The organism is bacterium (genome assembly GCA_019695305.1).
In the GTDB taxonomy this organism is placed as follows: Bacteria; UBA10199; UBA10199; order UBA10199; family JAIBAG01; genus JAIBAG01.
Genome location: JAIBAG010000003.1, coordinates 60,683 through 86,723, shown reverse-complemented (window position 1 = coordinate 86,723; position 26,041 = coordinate 60,683). Strand labels below are relative to the sequence as shown.

Below are 26,041 nucleotides of genomic sequence, written 5' to 3'. Positions count from 1 at the left end.
GCCCCCTATTTCTTTTCTTCTTCAGCCTTTAAAACATTATCCACAAAAAACGCAGCCAATTTATCGCGCATTACCATGGGGTTTACACCTTCTATTACTAGAAGCACGCCGGCAATAACCATTTCGTAAACCACCATATTGCTTTTATGTAGAGCCGCCAGTTTTCCGGCAGCAGGTAACATAATAATGTTAGCACAAAGCAAACCGTAGATTGTGGCCACAAACGCTACGGCAATACCATGACCCACTTCTTCAATATTATCTAAGTGACCCATAACCTGAATAAGACCCATCACGGCACCGATAATACCTACTGTGGGAGCATACGCACCAGCCGCTTCCCAAACTTTGGGGGCTTTTGCTCCGTGCTCTGCCATATAACCTAATTGCATTTCTAAACTTTCGTGCAGCTCTTTAGGATCAGCACCATCTATGGCCATCATCAGTGCCTTTTTAAGAAAGGGATCTTGGATTTCTTTAACATCAGCTTCCAAAGAGATAATGCCATCCTTTCTGGCTTTCACTGAATATTTAACTAAGTCTTCAATAATCGTGCCGGGGTCCAGCATTTTGGGCTTAAACAAGTTAGAAATACCTTTCATCGCTGTAATAAAGGTTTTGAGTGGAAAGGTAATCATGGTGGCACCAATGGTGCCCCCAAGCACAATCATGGCAGCTGTTGGGGCGGTAATTTGCATAATATTACCCCCTTCCACAATAAGTCCGCCGATAATCCCGCCTAAAGCTACCACCAGCCCAATGATTGTTGCCAAATCCATGATTGAACCTCTTTATTATTGGATACACTACCTTTACGGCACACCCTTCCCATATCTTAAATAAAAAGATAAAAAAAATTACATAATAATTTCATATACTTATTATACTAATAATGGGGCTAGGCAAAGATTGGTCAAAAAAAGAGCTAAAGATTAGGCAGAAATTGCCGTCTGTATTAGTGGAGACTTTTAAGATGAATGAATTTTTAAGCTATAATAAGTTGGGATCGGTTACACGCGATACAGCGCCTGTTTATACAGGGGAAATGAAAAAAACGGAGCTTAAAAGCCCATCTCCTACCCGTGTACCGGAAGTCAATTCACAAAGCACCCAAATTTCGCTTAAAAAAGAAGAAACTCCCCTCAAACACCAAACCGACTTTGAAGTACGGGTATCGGAGGTGATGGAAAAAACTGAAAAAGTGGAAGAAAAGCTGAATAAATCGGAGGACGTTATTGAACGTTTTAAAAAAGCAGCAGCCGAAAAGGCTCCCGAAAAAAAAGAAGTCCAAAAGCAGGAATTTATTCAAAAATTTGATACCTATAAAAAAGAAGCCGAAAAAATTCACATTGAAACGTCTGGCAAACCAAAGGAGTATCACCATGAAGCCGACGACCTTTTTGACTCATCCAAATACACTAAAGTATCCTTTGAGGATTCTGAAAAATCAAAAGAGCATCACCATAAAGCCGACGATCTTTTTGCTGCATCTGAATACGCAAAAGAAAACTTTAAAAAAGAAAAGCTCTCTCGTAAAAAAACAGAATTTGCCGAAAAAGATACTCATTCTCATCCAAAAACGGAAAAAGATGAAAGTCACGATGTAGCAGCCAAGCAAAATGAAATTAGCGCCGAAGACACCCGTGCAGCAAATATTAAAGAGAAAGAAGATGCGAAAAATGCCGCTGCTATAGAAGAAAACACCGAATTAAAGAAAAACGATGAAGCGCCTCCCACAACCGACGAAAATCCATCTAAAGTTACAAAAAAAAGTAACCATGAAAAAAACGTATCATTAGGCGATTTAGTTGAAAGCTTACGTCTTAACTTACAAAACCAGGAAGATAGTACCCCAACAACTCCTCTTCCAGCATTAACCCGTGTGGAATTTGACCTCGAAAAAGTGGACGATCTCTCACACAAAGTCAATCAACAGTCACACGAACTGGCAAATGTAATAGCTCAAACACCGGCATCATCTCTTGAGTCGGAGGTAAGTGGGAAACTACTCAATTATTTCGACAAAACACTACAAGACATTCAAGAGACACGCAGCTCGTTAAAAGAAATGAAAGCTTACTACGAACATTCACTTAAAAATAACACCAAAGCTTCAACCCCTCAAATACAAGTTAAAAAAGTGGAACGTTTTGAGGAAGTAAAAAAGATTTTAGAAGAAATAACCGATGGTATTCCAGCCCAAAACTTTAGAAAAGCACAACAACGCATCACACCTGAAGCTGTTTCGCAGCTCATCTTTTAGTATTTAGGTATTCAACTGAATTCCGCTTACCGTCGACAAAATACGCGACGCACTCGAAAATACTAGCCTTAAAGCCGTTTCACGCGTTACCAGATCACTAAGAGATTTATCCAAATCAGCATCCTCAATATCCGACAATGACGCTATCAAACGAACCGACGCATCATTTACTGTAGCTTCAATAATATCCAAGCGCTGCTGACGCAAACCAACCGCTGCCCGACCGTTTAATACCTGGTTAATACCTGTATCCAAATCGTCTAAATACACACCTACCTGGGTCGAATCACGATTCGTCAAGCCTTCAATAAGCTTGTCGATGGTTTCAAAAATATCAATACCACTCCCGCTTTTTAGCGTATCCGAATTGGCCGATGCTGATGGTGCAATGGGCGATGAATAAGTAAAAGCTGTATTAAAATCGGTATTCCCGGAAACACTTAATTCTAAACCCGTAATAGCTGTAGCTCCTGCGGTAACCCTTAAGGCACCACCGGCAGTTACGGTTACTACTTCAGTGCCATCTCCAGCAGCTCGTAACGCGGTTTGAAGAGAAGTTGCCACATCCGTAAGCGTACTGTTGGCTGTTACAGTGTAAGTTGTATTCACAGTTCCTGCACCAATTGTAGCCGCAAAACTAATGCTATCTCCAGCTTCAAGCTTAAAACTGTTTCCAGAACTGTCTTTTAAAGTTGTGAGTAAAGATGAGCCCGTTGCCGTTGCAACCGAGCCTGTAAAAATTTCATTACCGTCTAGCGACAAATCAGTTGTTTGAGTTTCATTAACATACAATGCTAATGAATTGCTATTGCCGTTAAAAATACCAGGACTTCCTGTAAAAGGTTGAGTCGCGGTAGCTGTACCAGAAAAAATGTATTTGCCATCAACTTGTGAATTGGCCTCACCTACCAAATCGTCTTTGAGGGCTTGAAGCTGATCGGAAATAAGACTAAGAGCACCACTAGAAATGGTAGCATTATTACCATCTAGTACCAGGTCACGTATTTTTTGCAAAATATCACCCGCTGTACCTAAAGCCGAATCTGTTTCGTTAAAACGTAAACGAGCACTGGTGATATTTTTTTGAAACTGTTCATTACTTGCCACATTACGACGCGTTAATAAAAGACGGGAAGAAACCGAAGGATCGTCTGAAAGTGAATTGATGCGCTTGCCCGTGGTAGCCGGGACACTAGCCTCTTCATATTGCCGCTGTACACGTGATAAGTTATCTCGAATAACAAGTTGCTGCGAACTAAATGTAACACGATTAACTGACATAAAAAATCCTTTCTGCTATCCCAAATTAGACAATATTTCCAAAAGTTTACTGGCAACATTAATAAGCTGGGAAGCCGCTTGGAAAGCAGCCTGGAATTTCACCAGATTAATCTGTTCTTCTTCAAGAGACACACCCGAAGTACGTTCACGATCAAGTTGCGCCTGTTGCAACACACCATCTGTAAATTCAAGCGAATGTTTAGCCGATGAGGTTTCGCTACCAATTTGCGCCAAAAGGTTTCCATAAAATGATGTGAAATTGGTACTCCCTGTCGATAAATCAATATTACTGCTTTGCAAAGCCACCAAATCTAATGCATTAGAATTACCCCCAGGCAATTCAGAAGATGAGCCTGCTGCCGCAAGTTTGGCAGGTGCGCCTTCAACATCGGAGCTAACACCAATGCTTTCAGCAACACCAGTGGCCGTTACCAATCCTCCAGAATCACCTGTACCTGCAATAGCAATGGGTGTTGGATAAGTAAAAACTGAATTAAAGGCTGAATTACCACTAATTGAGAATGTGAGCCCCGTTATTGCACTTGCACCAGCAGTTACCAAAATAGAACCGTCGCTTTGTATTACCGCAGTTTCTGTTCCATCACCGGCTGCACGAAGACGGGTTTGAACATAAGAAGCTAAATCGCCTAGAGTTGTAAATTTATCAACATTGAGCGTTCCACTTATGGCAGTAACCCCAACAGTACCCCCAATAGAGATGGTATCTCCAATTCCAATATCCAAACGATCGCCACTACTATTTCTAAGTTGAGTTAACTTTTCATTGGTATCAGCATAGTTGGTTAGAACATCATCAAAGAAATCAAGGTTTGTCGTACCATCGAGTGCATAGCCACCTTGATGTATCAAATTAACCTGCCGTGATAATTCAAATGCCAACTCATCAATTTGACGCTGATAAGATAAAATACTGTCATCACGTACAGAAATAAGCCCCGACAAATATCCATTACTAATCTTGTTAGTAAGATCAACCGGGGTTGAATTATTACCAATGGCTATTGTAACATCGAGCTGGTTTTCATTATCGATGTTCACTGCAGTGGCTACTGTGGCATAAGTAGAACCGTTAACCATTTGAATACCATTAGCCGTATATACCTGAAAAGTACCATCACTGGTTTCAATAGAAGAAATATCTAAATAATGCGCCAATTCCTGTAGTTTTTGACCTCTTTGATCTTTAAGTACAAGTCCCGCTTCATCATTGGTACTATTAATACTCACACTCAAATCAGAAATTTGCCTAAGTAAATCGTTAATGGCCGCAACTGAATCATTGATACTGGTATCAATAAACTCTTTGGCATTGTCTAATCCTTCCGACAGTGTATGAAAATGCTGACTGAGTACATCCGCCTTCCCCAATACACCTAAACGGCTTGCAATACTTTCTGGATCGGATGAAACTTCGTGAAATGCATTAAAAAAATCACTCATGAACTGTGACAAACCAGCTGTATTAATTTCATTAAAAATAGCTTCAAGCGCCTGTAAGTTTTCGGATACCGATTTTTGATATCCATTATCACTATTTGCTTCCTGCAACCTTAATTCAGCAAACGAATCGACACTACGTAAAATGCTTCCTATTTGCACACCCAAACCTAACTCAATAGTACCAATAGTTTGCGGTTGACGTGTTTCAAACGAAACAGTCTGACGAGAATAACCCGGGGTATTAATATTAGAAATATTTTGTGACGTAACGCTTAGCGCTTGCGAATTAGCCGTAAGAGCTGTTACCGCTGATTGAAAGACTGTAAAATTACTTCCCATGGTGTCCCCTTATGCCGTTCTACTGGTGGTACTCATTACCAAACTGGTATCAGTCATATTGCCTGTTTTGTTATAACCAGCAAAACTGGCTCTTCCCTGCATAGCTTCAATAAATTTAAGTGAATTTTGGATATGCGCCAACGTGTGAGCTACAAATTGTTTTTGAGTATCGTTAAATTCCTGAGCGGCTTGAGCAAGAGATTTTAAGCAAGAAAGCTTATCGCTTAATATTTCGGCTTTTTGCCTATCGGTAAGTTTTTCAAATATAACACTTAATGTTGGAACAGTTTTAAATCCTAGTTCTGCGGCCAAGGTGCGGGTTGTTTCGGTGCGCTCCCTTTCCAAAACAGGAATACGATTTAAAATATCATTCTTCTTCTTATAAATTTCCTGAATTTGTGAAAGATTAAAATCGATGATAGCTTCACGTTCTTCACGTAAGGCCTCAACAAGGTTATGAAGCAGGTTGGTTAGTTCCGTCAGGACATGCCCTAGACGGTCCAAAATATTTTCAGACATGAAGGTTCCCCATCAGCCGAACAGACGTACAGTGTCTATAAGCGCTTGGGCAACCTGATCTGCAGGAGGGTTGTATTGACCCGATTCTACTTCCGCCTTAAGACTCTGGACACGTTCAGTCCGGATGTCAGGGACCTGTTTTAACTGGGCCCCCAACGATTTGAGTTGGCTTCCGGTGGAGGAGATGTCTACACTATCCCCTTCTCCCGCCGAAGCTTTCTCTCCCGATTGAGAATTGGCGGTTTTAGAACCTTGAGCTTTTGAAGTCTTACGAGCTTGTACGCCCGCAGGACTTATTTCTTGTGGTATGATCTTCATACTCTACAAAGTTCCCTTCCTACCAATTCTGTACGGAAGATTACAGAAAAACTTAAATACTTTTTTAACATTTATAATTCCTTAGTCTTTTCAGTTACTTGAGTCTCTTTTGGGGCTATATCAGCCTCTGTCATCCCATAGCGACCCGATACTTGTTTGAGCATAGCATCGGCCAAACCAAAACCTCTTGGTGAATTAGCCCCTGCCTTGGTCATTTCTTCAATAAACAGCGATTGATACAACTCGTTGGCCGACCCGCCTTCAAATAAGTCGGACTTTTCAATCGACTGGTACGCACTTTGAAAAATAGAACCTACAAAATAAGCTTCAAAATCCTTGGCTGACTGCTTCATCTCATTCCACTGCTCTTCGCGCGTTTTGGTATCCCCTGCCTTGTCGGCATGTAAATAACCCGATGCTGGCATAAGCGTAGAAATCATATGAGTACCAACTCTCCCTGCAAAGCTCCGGCAGCCTTAATAGCTTGTAACACCGATATTAAATCACGCGGCGTCACACCAATCGCATTCAGTGCACGGATAATTTCGCCAATATTCACCCCTTCTGGAACCAACACCAATTTCTTTTCTTTAGAATCATCCACATAAAAGTCGGTTTCGGGAGTAACTACAGTTTCACCTTTTGCCAAAGCATTGGGCTGCGATACATTGTAACTTTGGTCAATTTGAATACTTAAACTACCATGCGACACAGCCACTGTAGATACTCGTACGTTTTCACCCATTACTACTGTACCTGTACGCTCATTCAGCACCACACGAGCAGCAACATCGGGTTCAATTTCAAGAGATTCTAGTGAGGCAATAAGTGTTACAATTTTATCTTTAAAGGCAGGCGGAACTTTAATTTTAATACCACCCGAATCTTCGGCAGTGGCGGATTTACTTTCTAATTTTTCGTTAATTACGGTGGCAATACGCACCGCAGTAGTAAAATCGGGCTCGTTAATAGCAAGAGTTAATTCGGTAGCACCTTCTAAACCATAATCTACTTCTCGTTCAACAGTAGCGCCATTGGTGAGCTTGGCTACAGTTTGGTGATTGGTTTTAACCTGAGATCCACCAGCAGGGGCTTCGGCCTGATAGCCGCCAATAGAAACAGGCCCTTGAGCCACAGCATAAACTTCTTGATTGGCAGCCTTAAGAGGCGTCATCAATAAGGTACCACCCTGTAAACTTTTGGCATCGCCAATGGAGGACACTAAAACATCTACAGTAGAACCCATTTTAGCAAAAGCTGGCAGTGTGGACGTTACCATCACCGATGCTACGTTTTTAATCTGAAACTTTTCAGCATCTACACCCACACCCATTTTGGCTAACGCTTCTGCGAGCGTCTTTTTCATCACGTCCGAACTCGATGAATCGCCGGTACCATCAAGACCTACCACTAAACCGTAACCAATCAATTGGTTGGAACGCACGCCTTTAAAATTGGCTATATCTTTAAGACGAGTGGCATAACACAATTGTGGAATCAAAAGTGTGATGAGTAACAAAATGTGCAAAGTCTTCTTCATAATTATTTAATCCCGCCTTGCGGAATAATTTTCTTATTTAAAAGGGCCAAATCATATCTAAAGCCCTAACCAGCCAACCTGGGCTCTGCTTCTCGGCCACCACTCCAAATCCATTATAGCTAATGCGCGCATCAGCTATTGAGCTCGATAAAACTGTGTTATCGGGTTTAATATCGTAGGGACGAATGATCCCTTCTACAATCAGCACTTGTTCTTCTTTATTTACTTTAATGTGCTGTTCTCCTCTAATCACCATATTTCCGTTATGCAATACATCCACTACTTCTGCAGAAATTTTTGCCGACAAACTTCCAGCGCGCTGCGTAGAACCATCACCCTGAAATTTACTTTCACTTTTTGCCCCAATAAGCTGAGTGGGATCTACTAGCTTTACAATTTGAGACAGTTTAGCCATTAAACCGCCTAACTGGCTGATACTGTTATCTTGCTCGGTCTTCTTGTTGGCTTTGGTTGTACCGTTGTTTTTAGCCTGAGCCTGTTCTTCAATAATAATCATAACGGTATCGCCAATTTTTGCAGCACGATACATATTGTCGTACAAGCGTGACGAATAGGCATCCATCCATAACGAGCCACTTTTGTTCTCTTTTACTTTCTGTTTCATACTTGCCAAATCGGAATCGTAATAGCTTTCGCGATTAGGAGACGTTTCCTCTATGCGTTTAGCGTCTTTTTCAACATGTTTAGACTTGGACTTGGCCACGCCTTCATGAGGAAACAGTAAAAGTAAAATTGGAAAAATAAACTTTTTCATAATTAGTAAATCACTTGTACCTCAGTAGAATTTAACGGTTTGCCAATCAGTTCTTTTTTAGACTCCAGATTTTCAACCACAACCGATGAACCATTATCTAAAATATCTTTTACACGTCCTAAAGTTCTTACCTGAAACCTCTTATCACCGGTAAGCACGGTTACCATATCTCCCTTGTTCATTTTGGTTGAAACGCTTAAATCACCTTCTATTAAAACCTGACCTGCCTGAATGGGATTTAAAACCTGAAATTGTGTGTTTTCCTGAATATTCATCACTGCACTTGCCGGTTTTACAGAAACAATTTTTTCTTCAAAATCACCGGCAGCAGCGTTAGATCCAGGTAATAAATTTCTTTTGGAAACTAGCACCTTAAATTCTGTCTCAAAACTTATACGCACCATAGAACTATAAACCAGTTGTCCTGTCTTATTTAAAAAACGAACCAGAGCTTGCGACTGACTTTGAGAAGGGTCAAATTGCGCCACATCTAAATCGATTGACTGGTATAAAGTTGGCGCCGGAAGATTTTCAATATCATGCACTACCATTTTTTTATCTCCCGCAAACTTAACCCCTTTTGAAGATAGCGCTTGTAACAACTTATAACGTACTTCATCCATAATGCCCGCATTGGATGTTTTTAAAACTTTGATAGGTTCTGTGGACAATAGGTTGATATCTTCTAAATTAGCACCGTAACGAACAAGAGAAGTTAAAATATCAGAGGGATGGATATAATCGCTAGCATCGTCTAAACTAAAAACATACGACCCAAACTGTTTAATAAAACGAGGGTCTGTGGATGCTACGTCCACAATATCTTCAAAACGGATATTATGAACATCCACATCGGCTTTTGCCTTAAGCTTTACATTCATGGGAGCATCCGCCCACACATGGAATGAAACTGTTAAAATAAAGAAGCAAATTGTAATTTTTTTAAAGTTCATAAAAAAATTATATAACGTTATTTGAGTTTCTTAGCATTTCACTGGTTGACGACAACACCTTAGAATTAGCTTCATAACTTCTTTGAGCAATAATCATGCTCACCAATTCTTCGGCAATATTCACATTGGAATTTTCAACAAATCCCTGAGCAATACTTCCGGCACCCGCTGTGCCCGGAGTAGCTTCTGTAGGCGTTCCGGATGCTTCTGTTTCGGCATACAAATTTTGGCCCATAGCCTTTAAACCTGCAGGGTTTCTAAAGAGTTGCAGTTGTATATTACCGATAGTGGTAGCGGTAGCTTCACCTGTGAGACTCGCTGATACAGTACCGTCTTTGCCAATAGTGACCGATTCGGCTTCAAGCGGAATAGTTAAATCACCATCAATTTTATAGCCGCGACTGTTTACCAAAATACCTTCGGAATTTACGCGGAATGATCCATCGCGTGTATAAGCGCTGCTACCATCATCCAAGGTTACTTTTATAAAACCGTTACCTTCAATAGCCACATCCAACTCACGATTTGTTTGGGTTAATTCGCCAGCGGTAAACTGCTTATATACACCTACCAAGCGCGTACCATGCCCAATTTGGATACCAATGGGAGACACTGTGTTGGTGGCTGTTTTTTGTCCGGGCGTTTGTACCTGTTCATACACCATATCTTCAAAAGTTTCGCGTGAGGCTTTATAACCCACGGTATTAAGGTTTGAGAGATTGTTTGCTATGTTATTAATACGCGTTTCTTGCGCTTCCATTCCGGTTGCTGCCGAATACAATGCTTTAAGTGACATAAAACCTCCCTAAAAATTACGTTAATCGTCCTAATGAATTTGCCGATTCTTCATCCATCTTCGATTGCTGACTTAAAATCTTCTGGTATGTTTCATACTGACGAGTTACTTCAACCAGTTTCACCAAATTTCCAACCGTACTCGTGTTCGATTGTTCTACTTTTCCTTGTAATAGCTCACTGTGCTTGGCTACTTGAGGGCTAGCTTGGTCACTGGCTTTAAAGCGCGAACTCCCTACCGATTTAACCTGTCCCAAATCACCAAACTCAACCATTTTAATTTTTCCTTTTTCTTCCCCATCCACCATCACCACACCACTGGGGCTAATTTCTATTCTGCCATTACCTGGAACAATACTGCCGCTTTCCCCCATTACCTTTCCACCTTTGGTATCTACCAACTCACCGCTTGCATTAATTCCAAAAACACCGTCACGCGTATAAAAATTGCCCGTTTCGGTTTGAACTTCAAAAAAACCAGGACCCTGAAGCGCCACATTCATTTCATCGCCTGTTGTGACAATGGGACCTTGTGCAAAATTAATAGACTTAAAAGCCACAGCTGTATTTTCCTTTTGCCCATCACCACCTTCAGCATTAGTAAGCACCGATTCAAAATTGACGTTCTCTTCCTTAAAGCCATCCGTATTCACGTTGGCTAGGTTGTGTGCCAAATTATCAAGCTCTTCTAACTTGAGCTTCATGGCTTGCATTGTTAAATAAACACCTGATGGCATAACTTCTCCTCATGGCCTTAAACAGCAATCAGGATGCCATTTGAGGCCTGCGGCCCATTTATATTATAAGATATTGAAAAATATGGGTTTATTATAAAATGTAAGATAATGAGCTTTTTCCTCAAGTAGGAATTTTTTTCAGCGTACACTTTTAAAAAAACACCTATAAAGAAGGTTGACAGATAGTAAAAATAAGCGTAAATCTTTGAAAAGAAAGAGATTTATGTCAACACAACCTACTTTGTACCTCACCCAGCCCGCCATTGAGCGTGTAAAAGGCTTTTTAAACAAGACTCCAGGCAAGTTTTTTAGAATTTCCGTAGAAGCGGGTGGCTGTAGCGGCTATCAATATGATTTTGGCTTTGATGCTAAACAAGAAGATGACTTAACCATTTTAGCAGATGGCATAGAAGTATTAGTAGCACCTCAAGCCATGAGCTATTTAAATGGATCAACAGTTGATTTTGTGGATGATTTTAAAGGGACTGGCTTTACTGTGAGTAACCCTAATGCTACAGGCACTTGCGGTTGTGGTGTTTCGTTTACCGTTTAATCAAGCGGCCACGTGATCCACAATCATCCCGTGCGAGGCTTCTCCAAAAGCCTGGCTAGCTACGGCTTCGGCCATTTGTTTTACCTTTTCGCTAGGAATTTCGGTAATCACTTTCCCTTCCCCGTCCAAAATCTGAATCACGATATTATTTCCCGATGTTTTACTAATGTCGCGCACATGAAAACGGACTTTGTGCGAAGGTTCAATTTGCCTGTTTAATTCTTGGGCCACTTTAGAGGCCATGGCAAACGTAACTTCCTTTTCTTTTTTTGGAGCTTCGTCATGTGAAGCCCCTTCCATTTTTGTCCCGATGGCTACACTGCCTTGAACAGGAGCCAGGGGACTTACCTGTTTAATGCCTTCGGTCATCATAAAAACCTCACTTCAGGGGATTTGGGCCGGGGCTTCTTTAAGGCCCCGGCCCTTTTATCCCTTACTTCTTTACTACTCCATCATTAAGACTGGAGTAATGTCAAAGCGATTTGCGGGAGAGCGTTTGCTCTCTGGAGCACCGACGCACCAGCTTGTTGCAAGATCTGGGACGAGGTGAGTTCTGCTGTTTCTTTTGCGATATCGGCATCACGGATGATGGATTCCGCAGAAGAGAAAGCTTCAGAACGTATGTCCAATTCGTTCACGGCAATTTCCATACGGATGGACTTAGAACCCACATCCGAACGGCGATTTTGCAGCTGACGAATCACGTTATCTAAGATAAACAGACCTTCAGTAGCACCAGCAGCATCGCTCACATCTACGTCGTTAAGCGAAGTGGAGCTATTTAAGGAACCGGTTGCGGCATCGCTGGAAGCGATTTCGGGTCCGGCGTTATCTACAGTGAAGTTTTCATCCGAGAACAGTTTGAAGGTACCACGGTATATTTCGTCAATCGAATCAGCACCAACCGATACAGCATGAGTGCCGCCGATAGTGTTGAAAAGATAACCCGTAGCCGTTAAAGCGGCAGCCATATCCCAGCTAATCTGGATGTTACGACCGTCGTTCGCTTCAAACGTAATGGTGTTGTTGGTTGTATCGATGGCGGCGGTAACACCGGTTTGGTTGGTCTTGTTGTTAATAGCAGCAACAAGAGCCGTCATATCGGTATCATCGTTCATGGTATAAGCAGCTTGAGCTACACTTACACCATTCACCATAAACTCATCGGCGGCCAAAATGTCGCCCGAAGTAGCATAAGTTACAACGTAAGAGTTTGTATTTACCTGAGCCAACACGCCGGTAGAACCCGAAATGTTGTTGATGGCATTCACAAAGGCCAAAGCCGATTTGTCGCCATCTACAGAAGAAACACCGTCATCACTGAAATCAGCCGCATCCAAAGCGATGTTGTTGATTTCCATGGTGGTGTCAAGTGCGGCCAAAGCCGAAGCGCTGCCTACTGTGATGTCGAGTGTGGTTGTAGAAGTAAGAGTATACACCTGACCAATAGCCGAAGCACGGGCATCGTCGATGGATATACTTACGTAGTTGTTAGCACGAGGACCAATTTGGAAGTCCTTACCAACGTAGTTACCGGTGAGTAAGTTGTTGCCGTCAAATTCGGTAGCGGTAGCAATACGGTTGAATTCGTTCGTCAAATCCGACACTGAGGTCGTGATGTTAGAACGGTCAGCAGCCGAGATGTTTTCATCGGCAGCAGTCAACACGTATTCACGAATACGTTGCGCGATTTCTGTTAACTGTGAAAGACCACCTTCAGCAGACTGAAGGGCAGATAAAGCGTTGGAAGCGTTGGTTTTAGCAACGGCAATACCACGAATCTGTGATCTTAAGTTTTCTGATTTCAAAAGACCTACCACGTCATCGGACGCGTGATTGATGCGCGAACCGCTGGACAGTCTTTCGAGAGCGATGTTCAAGCGTTTGCTAGAACGATCTAAACCGTGTTGGGCCTGTAATGAGGCCACGTTTGTGTTAATTCTTAATCCCATTTTATTCCTCCTTTAAAGTTAATTACCCTAACGCAAAATGCGTTTGAGAGATTTAGTCCCTCAGGTCACTTAGACGGAAGCTCATTTGAAAACTTGAAAAATAAATTCAAAAAACAGTGTTTTTTTATACCCTTATTTTTAATATATTTTAAAATATCATTATATTTCATATATTTAAATACTTATCATTTAACACATTTTAGTTTTAATTTTTACCTATTAAAGATAAAATAAAAAATAAGGGTAATAAATTAGGCTAAAGAGCCGTTATGGAAGAAAGATCGAGGAGGATTTTGAGTGGGAACAACCAGCACAGGAACCATTAATTTTGGAGGTTTAGCTTCAGGACTTGATACACAGAGCATCTTAGAGTCTCTAGTGAATATCAAAAATCTTCAAATAGTTACACCTATTCAGGAAAAAATTGAATTACTGAAGGCGCGCCAAAACGCTATGGCGCCACTGATAAGCTCCATTCAATCTTTTAGTCAAACCGCGAAAGAATTTAACAATCCTCTTAATTCTATTTGGGAAACAAAATCGGCCTCTTCTTCGGATGCAAGTTATATAACCGTTACCACACTAAACTCTCAAACATCAACAGTGGGAAATACCGTTATTAGTGATGTATCTCAATTAGCACAACCTGATAGAGTTATTTTTGAAGGGAAAGCTGATTCCAGCAGCAGTAATTGGGGCGCCGGCACTATTTCTATTACTTATGATGGAAGCACACGTGATATAGATATTGCGTCTGATGATTCTACCCTTATCGACATAGCAGCCGCCATTAACAATGAGGACATGGGAGTAAGAGCCAGCATTATTAATGACGGCGGAGCCACTCCTTACCGTCTTGTGCTCACTTCCTCAACTACCGGCGAAGATACCGACATTAGCGTAAACGTAACCGGAGTTAGCCTTACTGTTGATAACGTACTGACAAACCTTGCCGTTAATCAGGCCCAAAACGCCATGTTTAAAGTGAATGGTATTGACGTAGAAAGCGCCAGCAACTCGGTAACCAATGCTATCCAGGGCGTCTCATTTAATTTACTGCAAACCAATAGCACTAGCGACGTGGTTATTAAAGTATCTCAAAATACAGCCAGCATCGTAACCAAAATCACTAATTTTGTATCGGCTTACGAAAGTTTGCGCACTTCTATTAATACGGCCATCAACAAAGATCCCGAAACCGATCAATATGGCCCCTTAGCTTTTGACATTACCTTTAGTAGCGCCGCTCTTAATTTAAGCAATATCATGGCTACCAAGTTTAGAAGCTTGGCCGGTTACGAGTACTCGTCACTTGCCGAAATAGGGATTTCGCGTGATATAAAAGGCAAAATTCAAATAGATACCCCCACACTTACCCGCGCCATTGAACAAAACGTAGAAGATGTTAAAAAACTTTTTGATGGATCTACCAACGAAGACGGGATTACCGAAAAAATGTTCACATTTGCTGATGGCCTTGTGAACGCCAGCGGAACTTTAACAAGCAAAAATAGAGAATTAACCCACAGTAAAGATTATTACGAAAAGCTCATTAAAGAAAGAAAAGCCATGGTGGTGCAATATCAAGACCGCATGGCCAAAAAATTTGCCGCGCTGGAAGTGACAATGAATAAATTAAAAGCAAACGAAAGCAAAATCACATCATTTTTTGATGTTTACTCTCAAAATTCGAACAAACTCTTATAAGGGGCATTTATGAATAATTACATGGCATACCAAAAGGCAATGACCGACCGTATTGGAAGCTCATCCACCGAAACACTCATGGTGATGCTATTTGAAAATGCGATCACCAAACTAAAGCAAGCCGACGAACGCTTTAAAATGCAGCAACGCATCCCTGCTTTGGAAGCCGTAAATAAAACTATTAAAATAGTGGATGCCCTAATGGAACATGTAAATACTTCCGAGGGCGGCGATGTAGCTGTGAAACTTGTTCAATTGTATCATTACACCATACACGAATTGTCACTTGCTGTTCTTCCCAAAGAAGACCCGGTTCTACATCTTAAAAACGCGCTTGCCGTATTGGAATCGTTACTTCAAGCGTGGAAAGGTTTGGAAAAAAAGCAAAATGAAGAACGTTCCTAATATTACAACATGGGAAGATCATCTTACCGCATGGAAAACACTGCAATCGTTGGCTATTAGTATTTTGGCCGATGTCACCCTACCCCAAAATGAAAACTATTCTGAAAAAAACATAGCAACCTTCATGGATCTTTTTGAAAAGGTAGATCAGAACATTCAAAATCTACAACACCCCTGCCCTAATCAAATCATGCAAAAAAATGTTATTGGCCACATGAAGGAAGTGGAATTACTCATACCACGTCTGCTTCAGGTATTAGAAAATGAAAAGAAGAACTGCCTTGAAACCATGATCAATTTAAATAAAATTAACATCAACATACCAGAAGAAAAAGAACCACAGAGCCTTAACACCTCTTTTTAATCTTATTATGAACACAACAGATAACCATTCTAATAGTTCATACCATGAAGAAACGGGAGACGTTTATCTGGCTTTTCTGAAAAAAAATCAAACAACACAGACCGATGATTATCCACCAACTTTAAATCTTATTTCTTTGGAAATTAAAAACTTTAAGGATTCTCTTTTATATAATGAACGGGAAGACACAGAAGATTTAACACGATTGACCGTTTTAGTAAACTCACTTTACGACAGCATACAAAGACCGGTAGAACAAAAAAAAATAGAACTACGCAAAACAACAGTGACATTAAGTGGTGAAAAAATGGTTTTAAACCATAACACTTCACTCATTCACGAAGACATACTGACTATACTCATCGGTTTTCCGGGTTATCCTTTTAAAACTGTAGAATGCGAGGTTACAGTACTATCGTGCCTACAAGAAGGAAATTTTTATAAAGTGGAATTAGGTTTTACAAACATTGACGAATCACACCGTGACATCATCATTAAATACGTGAATCATCTGCAGCGTCACAACATTAAAAAAACAAAACATAACGAAAACTCATGAGGCCAAAACAGCCTCTTCTTCATCGGCATCGCCGGCATCTGCAATAAGGGGAGCTCCCGTTTTATTTTCTTCTCTATATTGCCGTAACTTATTACGCAATGTTCGCACACTAATACCCAATTGCTTTGCAGCACGCACGCGGTTGCCGTCATGCATGCCAAGCGCATTTTGAATCATCATGCGCTCCATTTCATCAAGAGTACATGTAGACAAGGGTATTGATGCCAAATCGCGAGCCTGGTTTTCATCAAAATAAATGCGGTTCATAAGCGAACCTTTTGTTAAAAAAGCTGATCTTAGAAGAATATTTTCAAGTTCACGCACGTTACCAGGCCAAGTATGCTCTTTAAGCTGCTTTAAGGCATCGTCAGTAAGTTTTAAATTGCGTCCAGGATTATCCCGATTAAAACGGGCAATAAAATGTTCGGCCAAAACAGGCACATCGTCTACTCGTTCACGCAAGGGAGGAATATGAATAGATATAACATTTAAACGATAAAACAAATCTTCCCTAAAATTTCCGGCTTCAACCCATGTTTTTAAGTCGCGGTTAGTCATGGCCACAAGCCTTACATCAAGGTTTATTTTTTCGTTGCCACCAATGCGATATATTTCTTTTTCTTGAATCACACGCAACAATTTGGATTGTAAAGTTAAATCCATTTCACTAATTTCATCCAGCAAAATACTTCCATTTTGCGCCGCTTCAAATTTTCCCAAACGACGTTGCGACGACCCGGTATAAGCCCCCTTTTCACTACCAAACAACTCAGCTTCTAGCAAATTAGAGGGAACCGACGCACAATTGATAGCAATTAGCGGTTTATCGGCCCTGAGTGATTGCGAATGAAGGGTACGCGCAAAAACTTCTTTTCCCACACCAGATTCGCCACTAATTAAAACGGTAATATCACTGGCAGCCACGCTTTTAATAAGAGAAACGGCTTTTTTCATGCCAGGATGCGATTTAATACTGGGGAGAGTTTCTAAATCGAGATAAACTGATTCATGAACTTCCGGAATACTTGGATCTAACTTTGGCATTTTTTCACAAGCGTTATTTAAAGCACTTTCAATTTCTTTATCGGTAAAAGGCTTATAAATTACTTCAACAGGGCCAGAAAAAATTCCCAAATGTGAGTTGGCAATATCATGAACCGATAAAATAATAACCGAAGAAGGATTAAATTCCTGATAAATGCGAATACTAGACAAGGTACGCGAATCAAGAATAGCTGTATCTATATAAAGTACATCCGATCGTTCCTGTAAAAGAGTTTCCAATCCATGCCCATCTTCGGCACGAGTAACATCAAAACCTTTTTTCTCAAAAACTGACACCGCTAATCGGCGAATGGCCCGTTCTTTTTCAGCAATAATCGCTTTCATCATAACCTCCTTAGAGTCTGTTAATCTACCAAGGGCAAAATCACATCTATTCACCCGGCAACAGTTCCACCCGGCTCAACATCTCCAACAATTCGGCATATTGCTCGCTAAACTTTTTTGGAATTGTAGGAGAATCTTCGGTGTATGTTTTCCATATCGAAGCCGCCATATCAGGTTGATGCTCCTTGCGATAAGCATCAACTATTAAAAATATAGTCTCCACCGGTGGGTCAAACTGGTTAAAAGCACTTTTCATGGTTTCAAACAATTTTAATGCTTTATCTGTATCTCCCTTTTCAACATAAATATTTATTTTTTCAAACAAACCTTCTTCGTACCAACGCATAATTTCTGGTGGTAAATTTTGTGGAATCGTATCATCTTTAGCACCCAAAAGACTAATAAATTTTAAAGCCTGGTCATACATTTTGCCCTTACGCGCACACTGCGCACCCTGCAAACTATAATTAAACAACTCACTACCAGTTACACCTTGCTGCAACAAAGAATCAAACTGCTGTACACAATCGGTGTAACGTTCTTTAGCTAAATCGTAAATAGCCCAAGTTAAATAATACAAAATTTTTTCTTGAGGATCGGAAGGAACAGCCTTTACCATATCGAGAGCCTGCCCCATAAAGTCGGTATCGCCCATAATACCATAGGCACGTGCCAATTCCAGAGCCAACCGTCCTTTTTTAGATTCATCCATTTCAAACAAAAGACGTTCAAATAAACGAGCGCCAGAAGGCACCATACCACTTTCTACATAAGCACGCCCAACCCACATCAAAATATCTTCTTTAAGACTTGATACTTGAATGGACGTACTCAACCTATCGCACTGCACCAAAAAACCTACATAATCTTTTTTATCCCAATAATGTGGAGCCTGGTTTAATAAAAGTTGTACAGCAATATCGCTGGCCGATTTTGTAAGTTCATCGGCTGTTTCGTGAAAGAAGTAACGTGGGATTACACGAACAATTGTTTGAAAGGCTTGAGCTGGATCGTTAAGTCGCCATTCTAAGAGAGATTTTACATAATGAATTTCTTTACGAATACTTCCAGATTTTTCTTTAGCTAGTAGCCCATCCATATAGACGTGCGCATTCATATGTAAACGAGAATTATCAAGCTTGGCTACAAGGCGTGCCCACTGGATTTGGGCCATATTTTTAATAACGGGATGATCATCACGTAAAAAGAAACGGTAAAAATCCTCCATGGAAGTATCCAAATCCTTTTTTTCCATCAACACACACTGATACAAACGATAAATGATAACGCTTTTTTGATAATCCCCTTCAAACGAGCTTTGGAAGGCTAAAAATTCATTTTTGGCATCTACAAAGCGTCCAATTTGATACAGCGATTCAGCATAATACAAACGCGAAGCCCGAGCCGAATCGTTAGCATCATTTAAAAACGTACGAACACTATCGTTTTTGTACCATTCCACAACATCGGTATATTTTTTTTGCCAAAAAAGAGCATCGGCATACCGGCGCGCATAATGAGATTTAAGTTCATCTTTGTTAATTTTTGAAGCTAACTCCCAAATATAATCTTCTAAACGCAAATAACGCCCACGCTGATAATACGACTCAAGTACCAGCGAACGAAACATACTGGCCCAGTAATCATCGGAAGACCATAAGGTTTCCTGACGCCGAGAAAGCGCAATCAGATCGGTGTACTGGTGTAAATTAAGTAGAATAAGACCTATATGATAACTAGCGGCCAAGCCATAGGATGAACGTGGATAATCAGCCAATGCTGCTTGATATGCCTTGTAGGAATCATTCAAATCCTTTTTGCGATCCTTTAACCCAGTCACTAAAAGTAAATCGGCTAAAAGATACTCTTTTTCCATTCTTAAAAGCGTATCTTTGTTTGCTAAATCCTTTTTAAGCAAAGCAATCACATCGTGATATTCGTGAATTTTTATTTCTTTAGCATTAAAATCCCAATCCTTAATTTGGGGATAGCCCATTTCTTCCCAAGGATAGATCGCTTTATGAATCACCAAAATTTCGGGTACTTTAGGCAAATATACCTCTAGATATGGCTCATGCGAGGGAGAAACCAAATCAATCAAATCGGCCATGTCTCTTAACGCATTTTTTTTAGCAATAGGGTCGGATGGTGGCACTACAGGCGGAGGTGATGGAGTAGCTTCCTTTGCTGGCTCTAGTTTTTTTGGAGATTCGGCAGCAGGTTTTTCGGGTGAAGCTGCGGGCACTACCGCGTCGGTTGCCCAAGCAGAATACACCAGGGTAAACCCCAACACCACCGCCATCAATATTTGTTTAAAAAATTGCGCCATGAATTATACTTTTTTGTAATTATCCATTATTTTTGAAACATATGCCATTGTCTCTTTATAGGGTGGAATTCCCTGATATTTTTGAACCGCTCCAGGTCCGGCATTGTAAGCAGCTAAAGCTTTTTTAACATCACCAAACTTATCCATCATACTTTTTAAATACCGCACGCCTCCATCGATATTATCACGGATATTATATGCATTTTTAACACCTAGATCACGAGCGGTTCCAGGCATCAGTTGCATTAACCCCTGAGCTCCAACAGCTGAGCGTGCCTTAGGATTAAAATTAGATTCTTGTTTAATAACAGCGGCTATTAATTTTTTGGAAACATCGTACTTATCAGCAGCCTCTTCAATGGCCTGTTTAATTTCGGGCGAAATGTTATCAAGTTTTGGCATAGGATGACGATTGGCATGCTCGGCAGGTGTACGAATAGCGTTGGTTTGCGCCTCAACCTTAGGTGCAACAGACTCTGCCTGTTTTGTCTCGGCATGCGCTTCGCGTTCAACAAGACCCGCATCCGCTAAATAATCACGAATTGTATGAGCAAAGCCCGAACCTAAAGTTGTTATGTGTGGTAAACCCGAAACAGGAGAAGCACTATTACTGGCCGTATCCATGTATTTGTTGATTAAATTATAATAGGGATTTTGTTTGGAAACGTTTTGAGACCCCGGCGATAAACTGGGATTAACTTCTTTTTTATCAACTACCTGCGGTTTAATTGACGATATCATATAGCCTCCAGCCCTCTATAGATAGCAAGCCCAGTGCCAGCATCCCCTTGGAGAGTAAATATTATCCCTTTGATATTATTACATTTTTTAAGAAGAAAATAGGGAAAAATGAAGGCTTTATAGGAAAGAGGGAAAATATTGCCGCTTCTAGATCACATAGGCTTGGTACTTCTTGACCCATTTTTCGGGTATTGCCACCATCAATTCTACCCCATTTTCCTGGTTTTTGGTCCATTCTACCTTACCGTGATTGTACAAATCACGCAGCACAGCCCCGTATGGATAGGGCAAAAACATATGAACCAGAGGATAACGACTTGAAAGCGCACTATCAATTGCTGTGAGCAAAAGATGAAGACCATCTTTTTTGGAAGCCGAAATATAAACATTGTCGTCTTCCTGACGAGGTTCCAAATCTTTGAGATCAATTTTGTTGTACACATTCAGCATGGGGATGGAGCTAAGTTCTAATTCGGCCAACACGTCTTCCACTACTTTTTTGTGTTCTTTATAATCGTCACGAGAGTAATCAATGACATGCAAAAGTAAATTGGACGCCCGAGCTTCTTCAAAAGTGGATTTAAATGATTCAACTAACTGGTGAGGTAAATTGCGTATAAAACCCACCGTGTCGGTAAAAAGAACTTCGCGATTAGAGGGCAATCTTATTTTTTTTGTTTTGGGATCGAGTGTGGCAAATAGTTTATCTTCGGCCAGCACATCGGCCTTACAAAGCGCGTTAAATAAAGTTGATTTACCTGCATTGGTGTAACCCACAAATGTAACGGTAGGAATAGGGATAGTTTCACGTTTTTCGCGATGTAAACTTCGACTTTGTGATACTTTTTCAAGATTCTTTTTAACATGTACCATCCGCTCGCGAGCACGTCTGCGATCAACTTCAAGCTGTGTTTCACCCGGACCTCTTAACCCCACTCCACCGCCACGTTGCTTGGATAAGTGAGTCCACATGCCGGTTAAACGTGGATACAAATATTCGTATTGAGCGAGTTCCACCTGCAATTTCCCCTCGCGGGATGTTGCATGCTGAGCAAAAATATCTAAAATAAGACTAGTGCGATCAATCACGCGCACTTTTAAACCTTCTTCCAAATTTCTATTTTGCGCTGGCGATAAATTGGTATCTACAATTACCACCGATGCGCACTTTTCTGCCACTAGCATTGCAAGCTCTTCCATTTTTCCAGAACCAATAAAAGTAGCTGGCGTAATTTTGCGCAAAACAGCAAGGGTTTCTCCTATAACATGCACTCCCGAGGTATCAGAAAGCGAACGCAATTCCACCAAAGAGTCTTCTCCTATGGATATTTTTTCTCCAGGCTTAACAATTCCAACCAAAAAGGCCTTGTCATTTTTAAACTCCATACAAAAACTCCGTCAGAAAAAAATTATCCACATCAACATTGATAGTTACCCATTAACTATCCATATCTACATGAAATATATAGATTATTTTGTTAACAAAAACATAAAAATAAACTAAATTGTTTTAAAAAAATATTTAAACATTCTCTACTAAACAAATGAATCTGTCACTAAGTGAAAATTCCATCAGTAATTTATTAATCTCGCTCGTTAACAAACTGACATCCGAATGTTTTTGGATTGCTACCGAAAATTTTAGCAGCATCTATTACATGAGCAATGGATTTAATACGCTGTGGAACCTTGACTCAGACGACTCTACTTTAGGAATAAATTATTGGTTTCATTCTATTCATCCTCTAGACAAAATACTCATACCACCACAAGAAACAAATTTTGATATCCAGTACAGAATTTTACAAGCAAACGGAGAAATACGCTGGGTACGAAACCGGGGAATTAAATTGATCGATCAAAAAATAGCTATTGGTCATATTAGAGACATAAATTCGGAGGCATTGCTAGAGGAACAAAATTTATCACTTAAATTGCAAGTGGAGAAAAAAACAACAACAATCAAAGAAATTATTGAAACGTTTGTGAGTGAAAAAACAGAGATCAAAGAAAATTTAAAAAATAAAATATGCTTGCTTGTATTGCCCGTGATAAACCAAATTAAAATCAATAAGCTATTTAAGCCACAACTAATGTTAAGACTAGAAAAGAATATATTAGGATTAGTTGATAATAGCTCCTCTATACTTGCACTAAACAACGATAACCCACTTTCGCAAAAAGAAGAAGAAGTAGCAAACCTCATTAAAATTGGCCATTCCACCAAAGAAATAGCGAACCTCCTTCATATTTCTACCCATACTGTAACTACATATAGAAATCGCATGAGAAAAAAAATGGGCCTAAAAAATCATAAAGTTAATCTCACACGGCACCTTACTACCCAAAACACTCAATAGCTTGTCACTAATCATGTCAATACTTGTCCTCATTTTCTCATCATTTCCATAATTTAAAATAAATGTATTCTTGGGCAAAATGGATGAGATTCTTAATGAATTTTTAGTTGAATGCTCTGAAAACATAGAACGCCTTGAAAACGGACTTGTTGAATTAGAAAAAAAGCCGGACAACTTGGATGTTCTAAAAATTATTTTTAGGGCCATGCACACCATCAAAGGAACATGTGGTATGTTTGGCCTTGGCCGCATGGAAAAAATATCTCATGTGGCCGAAGATGTTTTGGCTAAACTACGTGATGGAGCCATCCCCGTTACAGCTCAAGCTATAAGCGCCATACTAGTTGCTATTGATATCGTCAAACATATTGCCGAGTGCCTTGAAAGAACAGGCGAAGAACCCACTGGCGATGATTCGGTCGCTATTCAAAACTTAAAATCCGTACTCGATACTGACAATATTATATCGAGAGAAGAAAATACAACAGCCATAACAGATACAACTAGTCAGAATACCCCTCAACAAGAATCAAAACCTGTTGCTTCAATCGCACAGTCTGAAACTACGCCAAAAATGGAAACTAAAGCTCCTGCAAGTGATCAATCACTAAGAGTCAACATTGGTATATTAGATCAACTCATGAACTTAGTGGGTGAACTTGTATTAAATCGCAATCAATTATTGCAATTAGTAAGAGGTGAAGATGAATCGCCCTATCTAAACCCTATTCAGCAATTAAACCGTGTTACCTCGGGCTTACAAGAAGCTGTTATGAAAACGCGCATGCAACCCATTGGCAATGCCTGGTCTAAACTCCCCCGTATTGTGCGCGATTTAGAACAGGCAACGGGAAAAAAACTGGAACTGGTGATGATTGGACAGGAAACCGAAATTGATCGCCAGATTTTGCAAGCCATACAAGATCCTCTCACACATTGTGTGCGTAATTCAGCCGATCACGGCATTGAAAAGCCCGACAAACGTGCCACCTCTGGAAAATCGCCCGTTGGTAAAATTACATTAAAGGCTTTTCATGAGGGCGGTCACATCATTATTGCAATTGAAGATGATGGCGGCGGCATTAATCCGGATATCATTAAAGCGAAAGCTATTGAAAAAGGACTTGTATCAAAAGAAATTGCCAATAATTTATCGGACACACAAATATTACGTTATATTTTTGAACCAGGTTTTTCTACAGCGGCCAAAGTTACCGAAGTCTCAGGACGCGGCGTAGGCATGGACGTGGTACGCAGTAACATTGAAAGCATTGGGGGCTCGGTTGATATTTCGAGTACCGTTGGAGTGGGTACATGCATCAAAATTAAAATACCTCTCACGCTGGCCATTATCTCGGCACTCATTGTTCGCGCTGGCGATGGAAAAGGAAATATTTTTGCCATCCCGCAAGTGGGTGTTTTAGAACTCGTTCACATATCAGAAACCAATCGTCATTTTGTAGACACCATTCAGGGTGCAAAAGTTCTGCGTTTACGAGGTAAATTGTTGCCCCTTATCACTCTTTCGGAAGTACTAGGCTTAAAGAAAGAAAATGAGATTAATGTAGAACATGATTTGTTATCTATAGTAGTTGTTCAAGTAGCTGACATGCAGTTTGGATTAATTGTAGACGAGATTTACGATACCCAGGAAATTGTTGTAAAACCAGTCGGGCGCCTTTTAAGAGAAGTTAATTTATTTTCAGGAAGCACCATCTTGGGCGATGGTCGTGTTGTTATTATTTTAGATATTGCCCGTATTTCAGCTCAGGCTCTCCCGCAAGTTATAAGTGATGCGGCTCAAGCAGGATTAGATACAGCCAAGGAAATGGGCACAAGCGATAAAACATCGTTACTTGTGTTTAAGAGCGATTCCCAATCTCATTTTGCCGTGCCTCTTGCTCTTGTTGCGCGTCTTGAAGAATTTGAAACATCCAAAATTGAAAAAGTGGGCAACCAACTTGTAGTACAATATCGTAATTCCTTGCTCCCTTTAATTAAAGCTTCCGACAAATTGAATATCGAAAAATTTACCGACCTCCCTATTACCGCCATTATTTTTACCGACGGAGAACGCGGCATGGGCCTCCTTGTGGAAGAAATTGTCGATATTGTAGATGAACATTTAAAACTGGATACATCCGGAATTCGACCCGGCTTTTTAGGTGGATCTATCATTGCGGGCCGCGCTACCGAGCTTATTGACGTCTACCACTTTTTAAGAATTGCCTACCCCGATTGGTTTAAACTGAAAAGTGAAACCAAAAACGAGAAATCGCGCATTCTGTTTGTAGACGACTCGGCCTTCTTTCGTAATTTACTGCGCCCCATTCTTGAAAGCCGCGGTTTTGATGTGACCACAGCCGAAGATGGTGCCGAAGCTTTAAAAATACTTAAAAAAGATAGCGGGTTCGATTTATTACTAAGCGATATTGAAATGCCCAACATGGATGGCTTTGGCCTTATTTCCAATATACGCTCTAACGACAATCTGAAGAACTTGCCGGCATTGGCACTGACAACTTTAGCGGCACCTCCTAGTCGTGAAAAAGGGATGCAGCTTGGTTTTACCGATTATCTTATCAAATTCGATCAAGACATGGTTCTGGAAGCCATTAGCAAAACACTCAAACAAAATAATGCAGGAGGCCAAGCGTGAGCTTAAGTGAGAACAAACAGGATAGCTCCGTCGATCGTTCTG

Annotated in this window: 25 protein-coding genes; 8 read left to right on the top strand and 17 right to left on the bottom strand. The window is 40.6% G+C overall.

Going from position 1 to position 26,041, the window contains the following annotated elements:
• Window positions 1–5: 5 nt before the first annotated feature.
• Complete coding sequence (locus tag K1X76_02695; protein MBX7147970.1) at window positions 6–779, bottom strand: flagellar motor protein; 774 nt, start codon at window positions 777–779, stop codon at window positions 6–8.
• A 194-nt stretch (window positions 780–973) separates the two neighbouring features.
• Between K1X76_02695 and K1X76_02690 the strand changes: the two genes are divergently transcribed.
• Window positions 974–2,263 carry a hypothetical protein gene (locus tag K1X76_02690; GenBank protein MBX7147969.1) on the top strand — a complete coding sequence of 430 codons (1,290 nt, stop codon included), beginning with the start codon at window positions 974–976 and terminating at the stop codon, window positions 2,261–2,263.
• Between the two features lie 3 nt (window positions 2,264–2,266).
• On the opposite strand, the gene flgL is transcribed toward K1X76_02690, so the two are convergent.
• The 10 genes from flgL to K1X76_02640 form a co-directional block, all read right to left on the bottom strand.
• Window positions 2,267–3,544, bottom strand: coding sequence for a flagellar hook-associated protein FlgL (gene flgL, locus K1X76_02685; protein MBX7147968.1), 1,278 nt, complete (start codon window positions 3,542–3,544; stop codon window positions 2,267–2,269).
• Between the two features lie 15 nt (window positions 3,545–3,559).
• Window positions 3,560–5,344: a flagellar hook-associated protein FlgK gene (gene flgK, locus K1X76_02680; protein ID MBX7147967.1), complete on the bottom strand. Its 1,785-nt coding sequence runs from the start codon at window positions 5,342–5,344 to the stop codon at window positions 3,560–3,562.
• Between the two features lie 9 nt (window positions 5,345–5,353).
• Window positions 5,354–5,863 (bottom strand): flagellar protein FlgN, encoded by a 510-nt coding sequence (locus K1X76_02675; GenBank protein ID MBX7147966.1) that lies wholly within the window; start codon window positions 5,861–5,863, stop codon window positions 5,354–5,356.
• 12 nt (window positions 5,864–5,875) lie between these two features.
• A complete protein-coding gene (flgM, locus tag K1X76_02670; GenBank protein MBX7147965.1) occupies window positions 5,876–6,181 on the bottom strand; it encodes a flagellar biosynthesis anti-sigma factor FlgM in 306 nt (101 codons plus the stop codon).
• Between the two features lie 71 nt (window positions 6,182–6,252).
• Window positions 6,253–6,621 (bottom strand): rod-binding protein, encoded by a 369-nt coding sequence (locus tag K1X76_02665; protein ID MBX7147964.1) that lies wholly within the window; start codon window positions 6,619–6,621, stop codon window positions 6,253–6,255.
• The gene (locus tag K1X76_02660; protein ID MBX7147963.1) at window positions 6,618–7,721 is read right to left on the bottom strand and encodes a flagellar basal body P-ring protein FlgI; all 1,104 of its coding nucleotides are present in this window, start codon (window positions 7,719–7,721) and stop codon (window positions 6,618–6,620) included. Before K1X76_02660 ends, K1X76_02665 begins: the two co-directional genes overlap by 4 nt.
• A 37-nt stretch (window positions 7,722–7,758) precedes the next feature.
• The gene (locus K1X76_02655; GenBank protein MBX7147962.1) at window positions 7,759–8,496 is read right to left on the bottom strand and encodes a flagellar basal body L-ring protein FlgH; all 738 of its coding nucleotides are present in this window, start codon (window positions 8,494–8,496) and stop codon (window positions 7,759–7,761) included.
• A 2-nt stretch (window positions 8,497–8,498) separates the two neighbouring features.
• Window positions 8,499–9,449, bottom strand: a complete 951-nt coding sequence (locus K1X76_02650; protein MBX7147961.1) for a flagella basal body P-ring formation protein FlgA — start codon at window positions 9,447–9,449, stop codon at window positions 8,499–8,501.
• A 7-nt stretch (window positions 9,450–9,456) separates the two neighbouring features.
• The gene (gene flgG / locus K1X76_02645) at window positions 9,457–10,245 is read right to left on the bottom strand and encodes a flagellar basal-body rod protein FlgG (GenBank protein MBX7147960.1); all 789 of its coding nucleotides are present in this window, start codon (window positions 10,243–10,245) and stop codon (window positions 9,457–9,459) included.
• 16 nt (window positions 10,246–10,261) lie between these two features.
• Complete coding sequence (locus K1X76_02640; GenBank protein ID MBX7147959.1) at window positions 10,262–10,981, bottom strand: flagellar hook basal-body protein; 720 nt, start codon at window positions 10,979–10,981, stop codon at window positions 10,262–10,264.
• Window positions 10,982–11,204: 223 nt separating this feature from the next.
• On the opposite strand from K1X76_02640, the gene K1X76_02635 reads away from it, so the two are divergent.
• Window positions 11,205–11,534: an iron-sulfur cluster assembly accessory protein gene (locus K1X76_02635; GenBank protein ID MBX7147958.1), complete on the top strand. Its 330-nt coding sequence runs from the start codon at window positions 11,205–11,207 to the stop codon at window positions 11,532–11,534.
• Here K1X76_02635 and K1X76_02630 read toward each other — a convergent pair whose 3' ends face one another.
• Both K1X76_02630 and K1X76_02625 read right to left on the bottom strand, forming a co-directional pair.
• Window positions 11,535–11,906 carry a flagellar protein FlaG gene (locus K1X76_02630; GenBank protein MBX7147957.1) on the bottom strand — a complete coding sequence of 124 codons (372 nt, stop codon included), beginning with the start codon at window positions 11,904–11,906 and terminating at the stop codon, window positions 11,535–11,537. It lies immediately after the preceding gene.
• An 83-nt stretch (window positions 11,907–11,989) separates the two neighbouring features.
• Window positions 11,990–13,486, bottom strand: coding sequence for a hypothetical protein (locus K1X76_02625; protein ID MBX7147956.1), 1,497 nt, complete (start codon window positions 13,484–13,486; stop codon window positions 11,990–11,992).
• A gap of 297 nt (window positions 13,487–13,783) precedes the next feature.
• On the opposite strand from K1X76_02625, the gene fliD reads away from it, so the two are divergent.
• The 4 genes from fliD to K1X76_02605 are packed head-to-tail and all read left to right on the top strand — an operon-like array spanning window position 13,784 to window position 16,521.
• Window positions 13,784–15,193 (top strand): flagellar filament capping protein FliD, encoded by a 1,410-nt coding sequence (fliD, locus tag K1X76_02620; GenBank protein MBX7147955.1) that lies wholly within the window; start codon window positions 13,784–13,786, stop codon window positions 15,191–15,193.
• Between the two features lie 9 nt (window positions 15,194–15,202).
• The gene (locus K1X76_02615; protein ID MBX7147954.1) at window positions 15,203–15,598 is read left to right on the top strand and encodes a flagellar protein FliS; all 396 of its coding nucleotides are present in this window, start codon (window positions 15,203–15,205) and stop codon (window positions 15,596–15,598) included.
• Entirely contained in the window at window positions 15,582–15,962 is a 381-nt protein-coding gene (locus K1X76_02610) for a hypothetical protein (protein ID MBX7147953.1), read from the top strand. The genes K1X76_02615 and K1X76_02610 overlap by 17 nt, the downstream gene beginning before the upstream one ends.
• 7 nt (window positions 15,963–15,969) lie before the next feature.
• Window positions 15,970–16,521 (top strand): hypothetical protein, encoded by a 552-nt coding sequence (locus K1X76_02605; GenBank protein ID MBX7147952.1) that lies wholly within the window; start codon window positions 15,970–15,972, stop codon window positions 16,519–16,521.
• On the opposite strand, the gene K1X76_02600 is transcribed toward K1X76_02605, so the two are convergent.
• From K1X76_02600 to hflX, 4 genes are all read right to left on the bottom strand, one after another.
• Window positions 16,516–17,913, bottom strand: coding sequence for a sigma-54 dependent transcriptional regulator (locus K1X76_02600; GenBank protein ID MBX7147951.1), 1,398 nt, complete (start codon window positions 17,911–17,913; stop codon window positions 16,516–16,518). The two genes, K1X76_02605 and K1X76_02600, sit on opposite strands and share 6 nt — an antisense overlap.
• A 43-nt stretch (window positions 17,914–17,956) precedes the next feature.
• Window positions 17,957–20,239, bottom strand: a complete 2,283-nt coding sequence (locus K1X76_02595; GenBank protein MBX7147950.1) for a hypothetical protein — start codon at window positions 20,237–20,239, stop codon at window positions 17,957–17,959.
• A 3-nt stretch (window positions 20,240–20,242) separates the two neighbouring features.
• On the bottom strand, window positions 20,243–20,980 hold the full coding sequence (locus K1X76_02590) for a lytic transglycosylase domain-containing protein (GenBank protein MBX7147949.1): 738 nt from the start codon (window positions 20,978–20,980) through the stop codon (window positions 20,243–20,245).
• Window positions 20,981–21,127: 147 nt separating this feature from the next.
• Window positions 21,128–22,366: a GTPase HflX gene (gene hflX, locus K1X76_02585; GenBank protein MBX7147948.1), complete on the bottom strand. Its 1,239-nt coding sequence runs from the start codon at window positions 22,364–22,366 to the stop codon at window positions 21,128–21,130.
• 272 nt (window positions 22,367–22,638) lie between these two features.
• Here hflX and K1X76_02580 point away from each other — a divergent pair, with 272 nt between their 5' ends.
• Both K1X76_02580 and K1X76_02575 read left to right on the top strand, forming a co-directional pair.
• Window positions 22,639–23,340 carry a LuxR C-terminal-related transcriptional regulator gene (locus tag K1X76_02580; GenBank protein ID MBX7147947.1) on the top strand — a complete coding sequence of 234 codons (702 nt, stop codon included), beginning with the start codon at window positions 22,639–22,641 and terminating at the stop codon, window positions 23,338–23,340.
• 79 nt (window positions 23,341–23,419) lie between these two features.
• On the top strand, window positions 23,420–25,999 hold the full coding sequence (locus tag K1X76_02575) for a hybrid sensor histidine kinase/response regulator (GenBank protein MBX7147946.1): 2,580 nt from the start codon (window positions 23,420–23,422) through the stop codon (window positions 25,997–25,999).
• Window positions 26,000–26,041: the final 42 nt, after the last annotated feature.

Excerpts from the sequence above, each read along its gene's own strand:
- flgG (MBX7147960.1), bottom strand. The coding sequence starts at position 10,245 with ATGTCACTTAAAGCATTGTATTCGGCAGCAACCGGAATGGAAGCGCAA.
- K1X76_02635 (MBX7147958.1), top strand. The coding sequence starts at position 11,205 with ATGTCAACACAACCTACTTTGTACCTCACCCAGCCCGCCATTGAGCGT.
- K1X76_02610 (MBX7147953.1), top strand. The coding sequence starts at position 15,582 with ATGAAGAACGTTCCTAATATTACAACATGGGAAGATCATCTTACCGCA.
- K1X76_02650 (MBX7147961.1), bottom strand. The coding sequence starts at position 9,449 with ATGAACTTTAAAAAAATTACAATTTGCTTCTTTATTTTAACAGTTTCA.
- K1X76_02605 (MBX7147952.1), top strand. The coding sequence starts at position 15,970 with ATGAACACAACAGATAACCATTCTAATAGTTCATACCATGAAGAAACG.
- K1X76_02640 (MBX7147959.1), bottom strand. The coding sequence starts at position 10,981 with ATGCCATCAGGTGTTTATTTAACAATGCAAGCCATGAAGCTCAAGTTA.
- K1X76_02580 (MBX7147947.1), top strand. The coding sequence starts at position 22,639 with ATGAGCAATGGATTTAATACGCTGTGGAACCTTGACTCAGACGACTCT.
- K1X76_02630 (MBX7147957.1), bottom strand. The coding sequence starts at position 11,906 with ATGATGACCGAAGGCATTAAACAGGTAAGTCCCCTGGCTCCTGTTCAA.
- K1X76_02600 (MBX7147951.1), bottom strand. The coding sequence starts at position 17,913 with ATGATGAAAGCGATTATTGCTGAAAAAGAACGGGCCATTCGCCGATTA.
- flgK (MBX7147967.1), bottom strand. The coding sequence starts at position 5,344 with ATGGGAAGTAATTTTACAGTCTTTCAATCAGCGGTAACAGCTCTTACG.
- K1X76_02690 (MBX7147969.1), top strand. The coding sequence starts at position 974 with ATGAATGAATTTTTAAGCTATAATAAGTTGGGATCGGTTACACGCGAT.
- K1X76_02655 (MBX7147962.1), bottom strand. The coding sequence starts at position 8,496 with ATGAAAAAGTTTATTTTTCCAATTTTACTTTTACTGTTTCCTCATGAA.
- K1X76_02695 (MBX7147970.1), bottom strand. The coding sequence starts at position 779 with ATGGATTTGGCAACAATCATTGGGCTGGTGGTAGCTTTAGGCGGGATT.
- K1X76_02595 (MBX7147950.1), bottom strand. The coding sequence starts at position 20,239 with ATGGCGCAATTTTTTAAACAAATATTGATGGCGGTGGTGTTGGGGTTT.
- K1X76_02625 (MBX7147956.1), bottom strand. The coding sequence starts at position 13,486 with ATGGGATTAAGAATTAACACAAACGTGGCCTCATTACAGGCCCAACAC.
- K1X76_02615 (MBX7147954.1), top strand. The coding sequence starts at position 15,203 with ATGAATAATTACATGGCATACCAAAAGGCAATGACCGACCGTATTGGA.
- K1X76_02575 (MBX7147946.1), top strand. The coding sequence starts at position 23,420 with ATGGATGAGATTCTTAATGAATTTTTAGTTGAATGCTCTGAAAACATA.
- flgL (MBX7147968.1), bottom strand. The coding sequence starts at position 3,544 with ATGTCAGTTAATCGTGTTACATTTAGTTCGCAGCAACTTGTTATTCGA.
- K1X76_02660 (MBX7147963.1), bottom strand. The coding sequence starts at position 7,721 with ATGAAGAAGACTTTGCACATTTTGTTACTCATCACACTTTTGATTCCA.
- K1X76_02665 (MBX7147964.1), bottom strand. The coding sequence starts at position 6,621 with ATGATTTCTACGCTTATGCCAGCATCGGGTTATTTACATGCCGACAAG.
- flgM (MBX7147965.1), bottom strand. The coding sequence starts at position 6,181 with ATGAAGATCATACCACAAGAAATAAGTCCTGCGGGCGTACAAGCTCGT.
- K1X76_02675 (MBX7147966.1), bottom strand. The coding sequence starts at position 5,863 with ATGTCTGAAAATATTTTGGACCGTCTAGGGCATGTCCTGACGGAACTA.
- K1X76_02590 (MBX7147949.1), bottom strand. The coding sequence starts at position 20,980 with ATGATATCGTCAATTAAACCGCAGGTAGTTGATAAAAAAGAAGTTAAT.
- hflX (MBX7147948.1), bottom strand. The coding sequence starts at position 22,366 with ATGGAGTTTAAAAATGACAAGGCCTTTTTGGTTGGAATTGTTAAGCCT.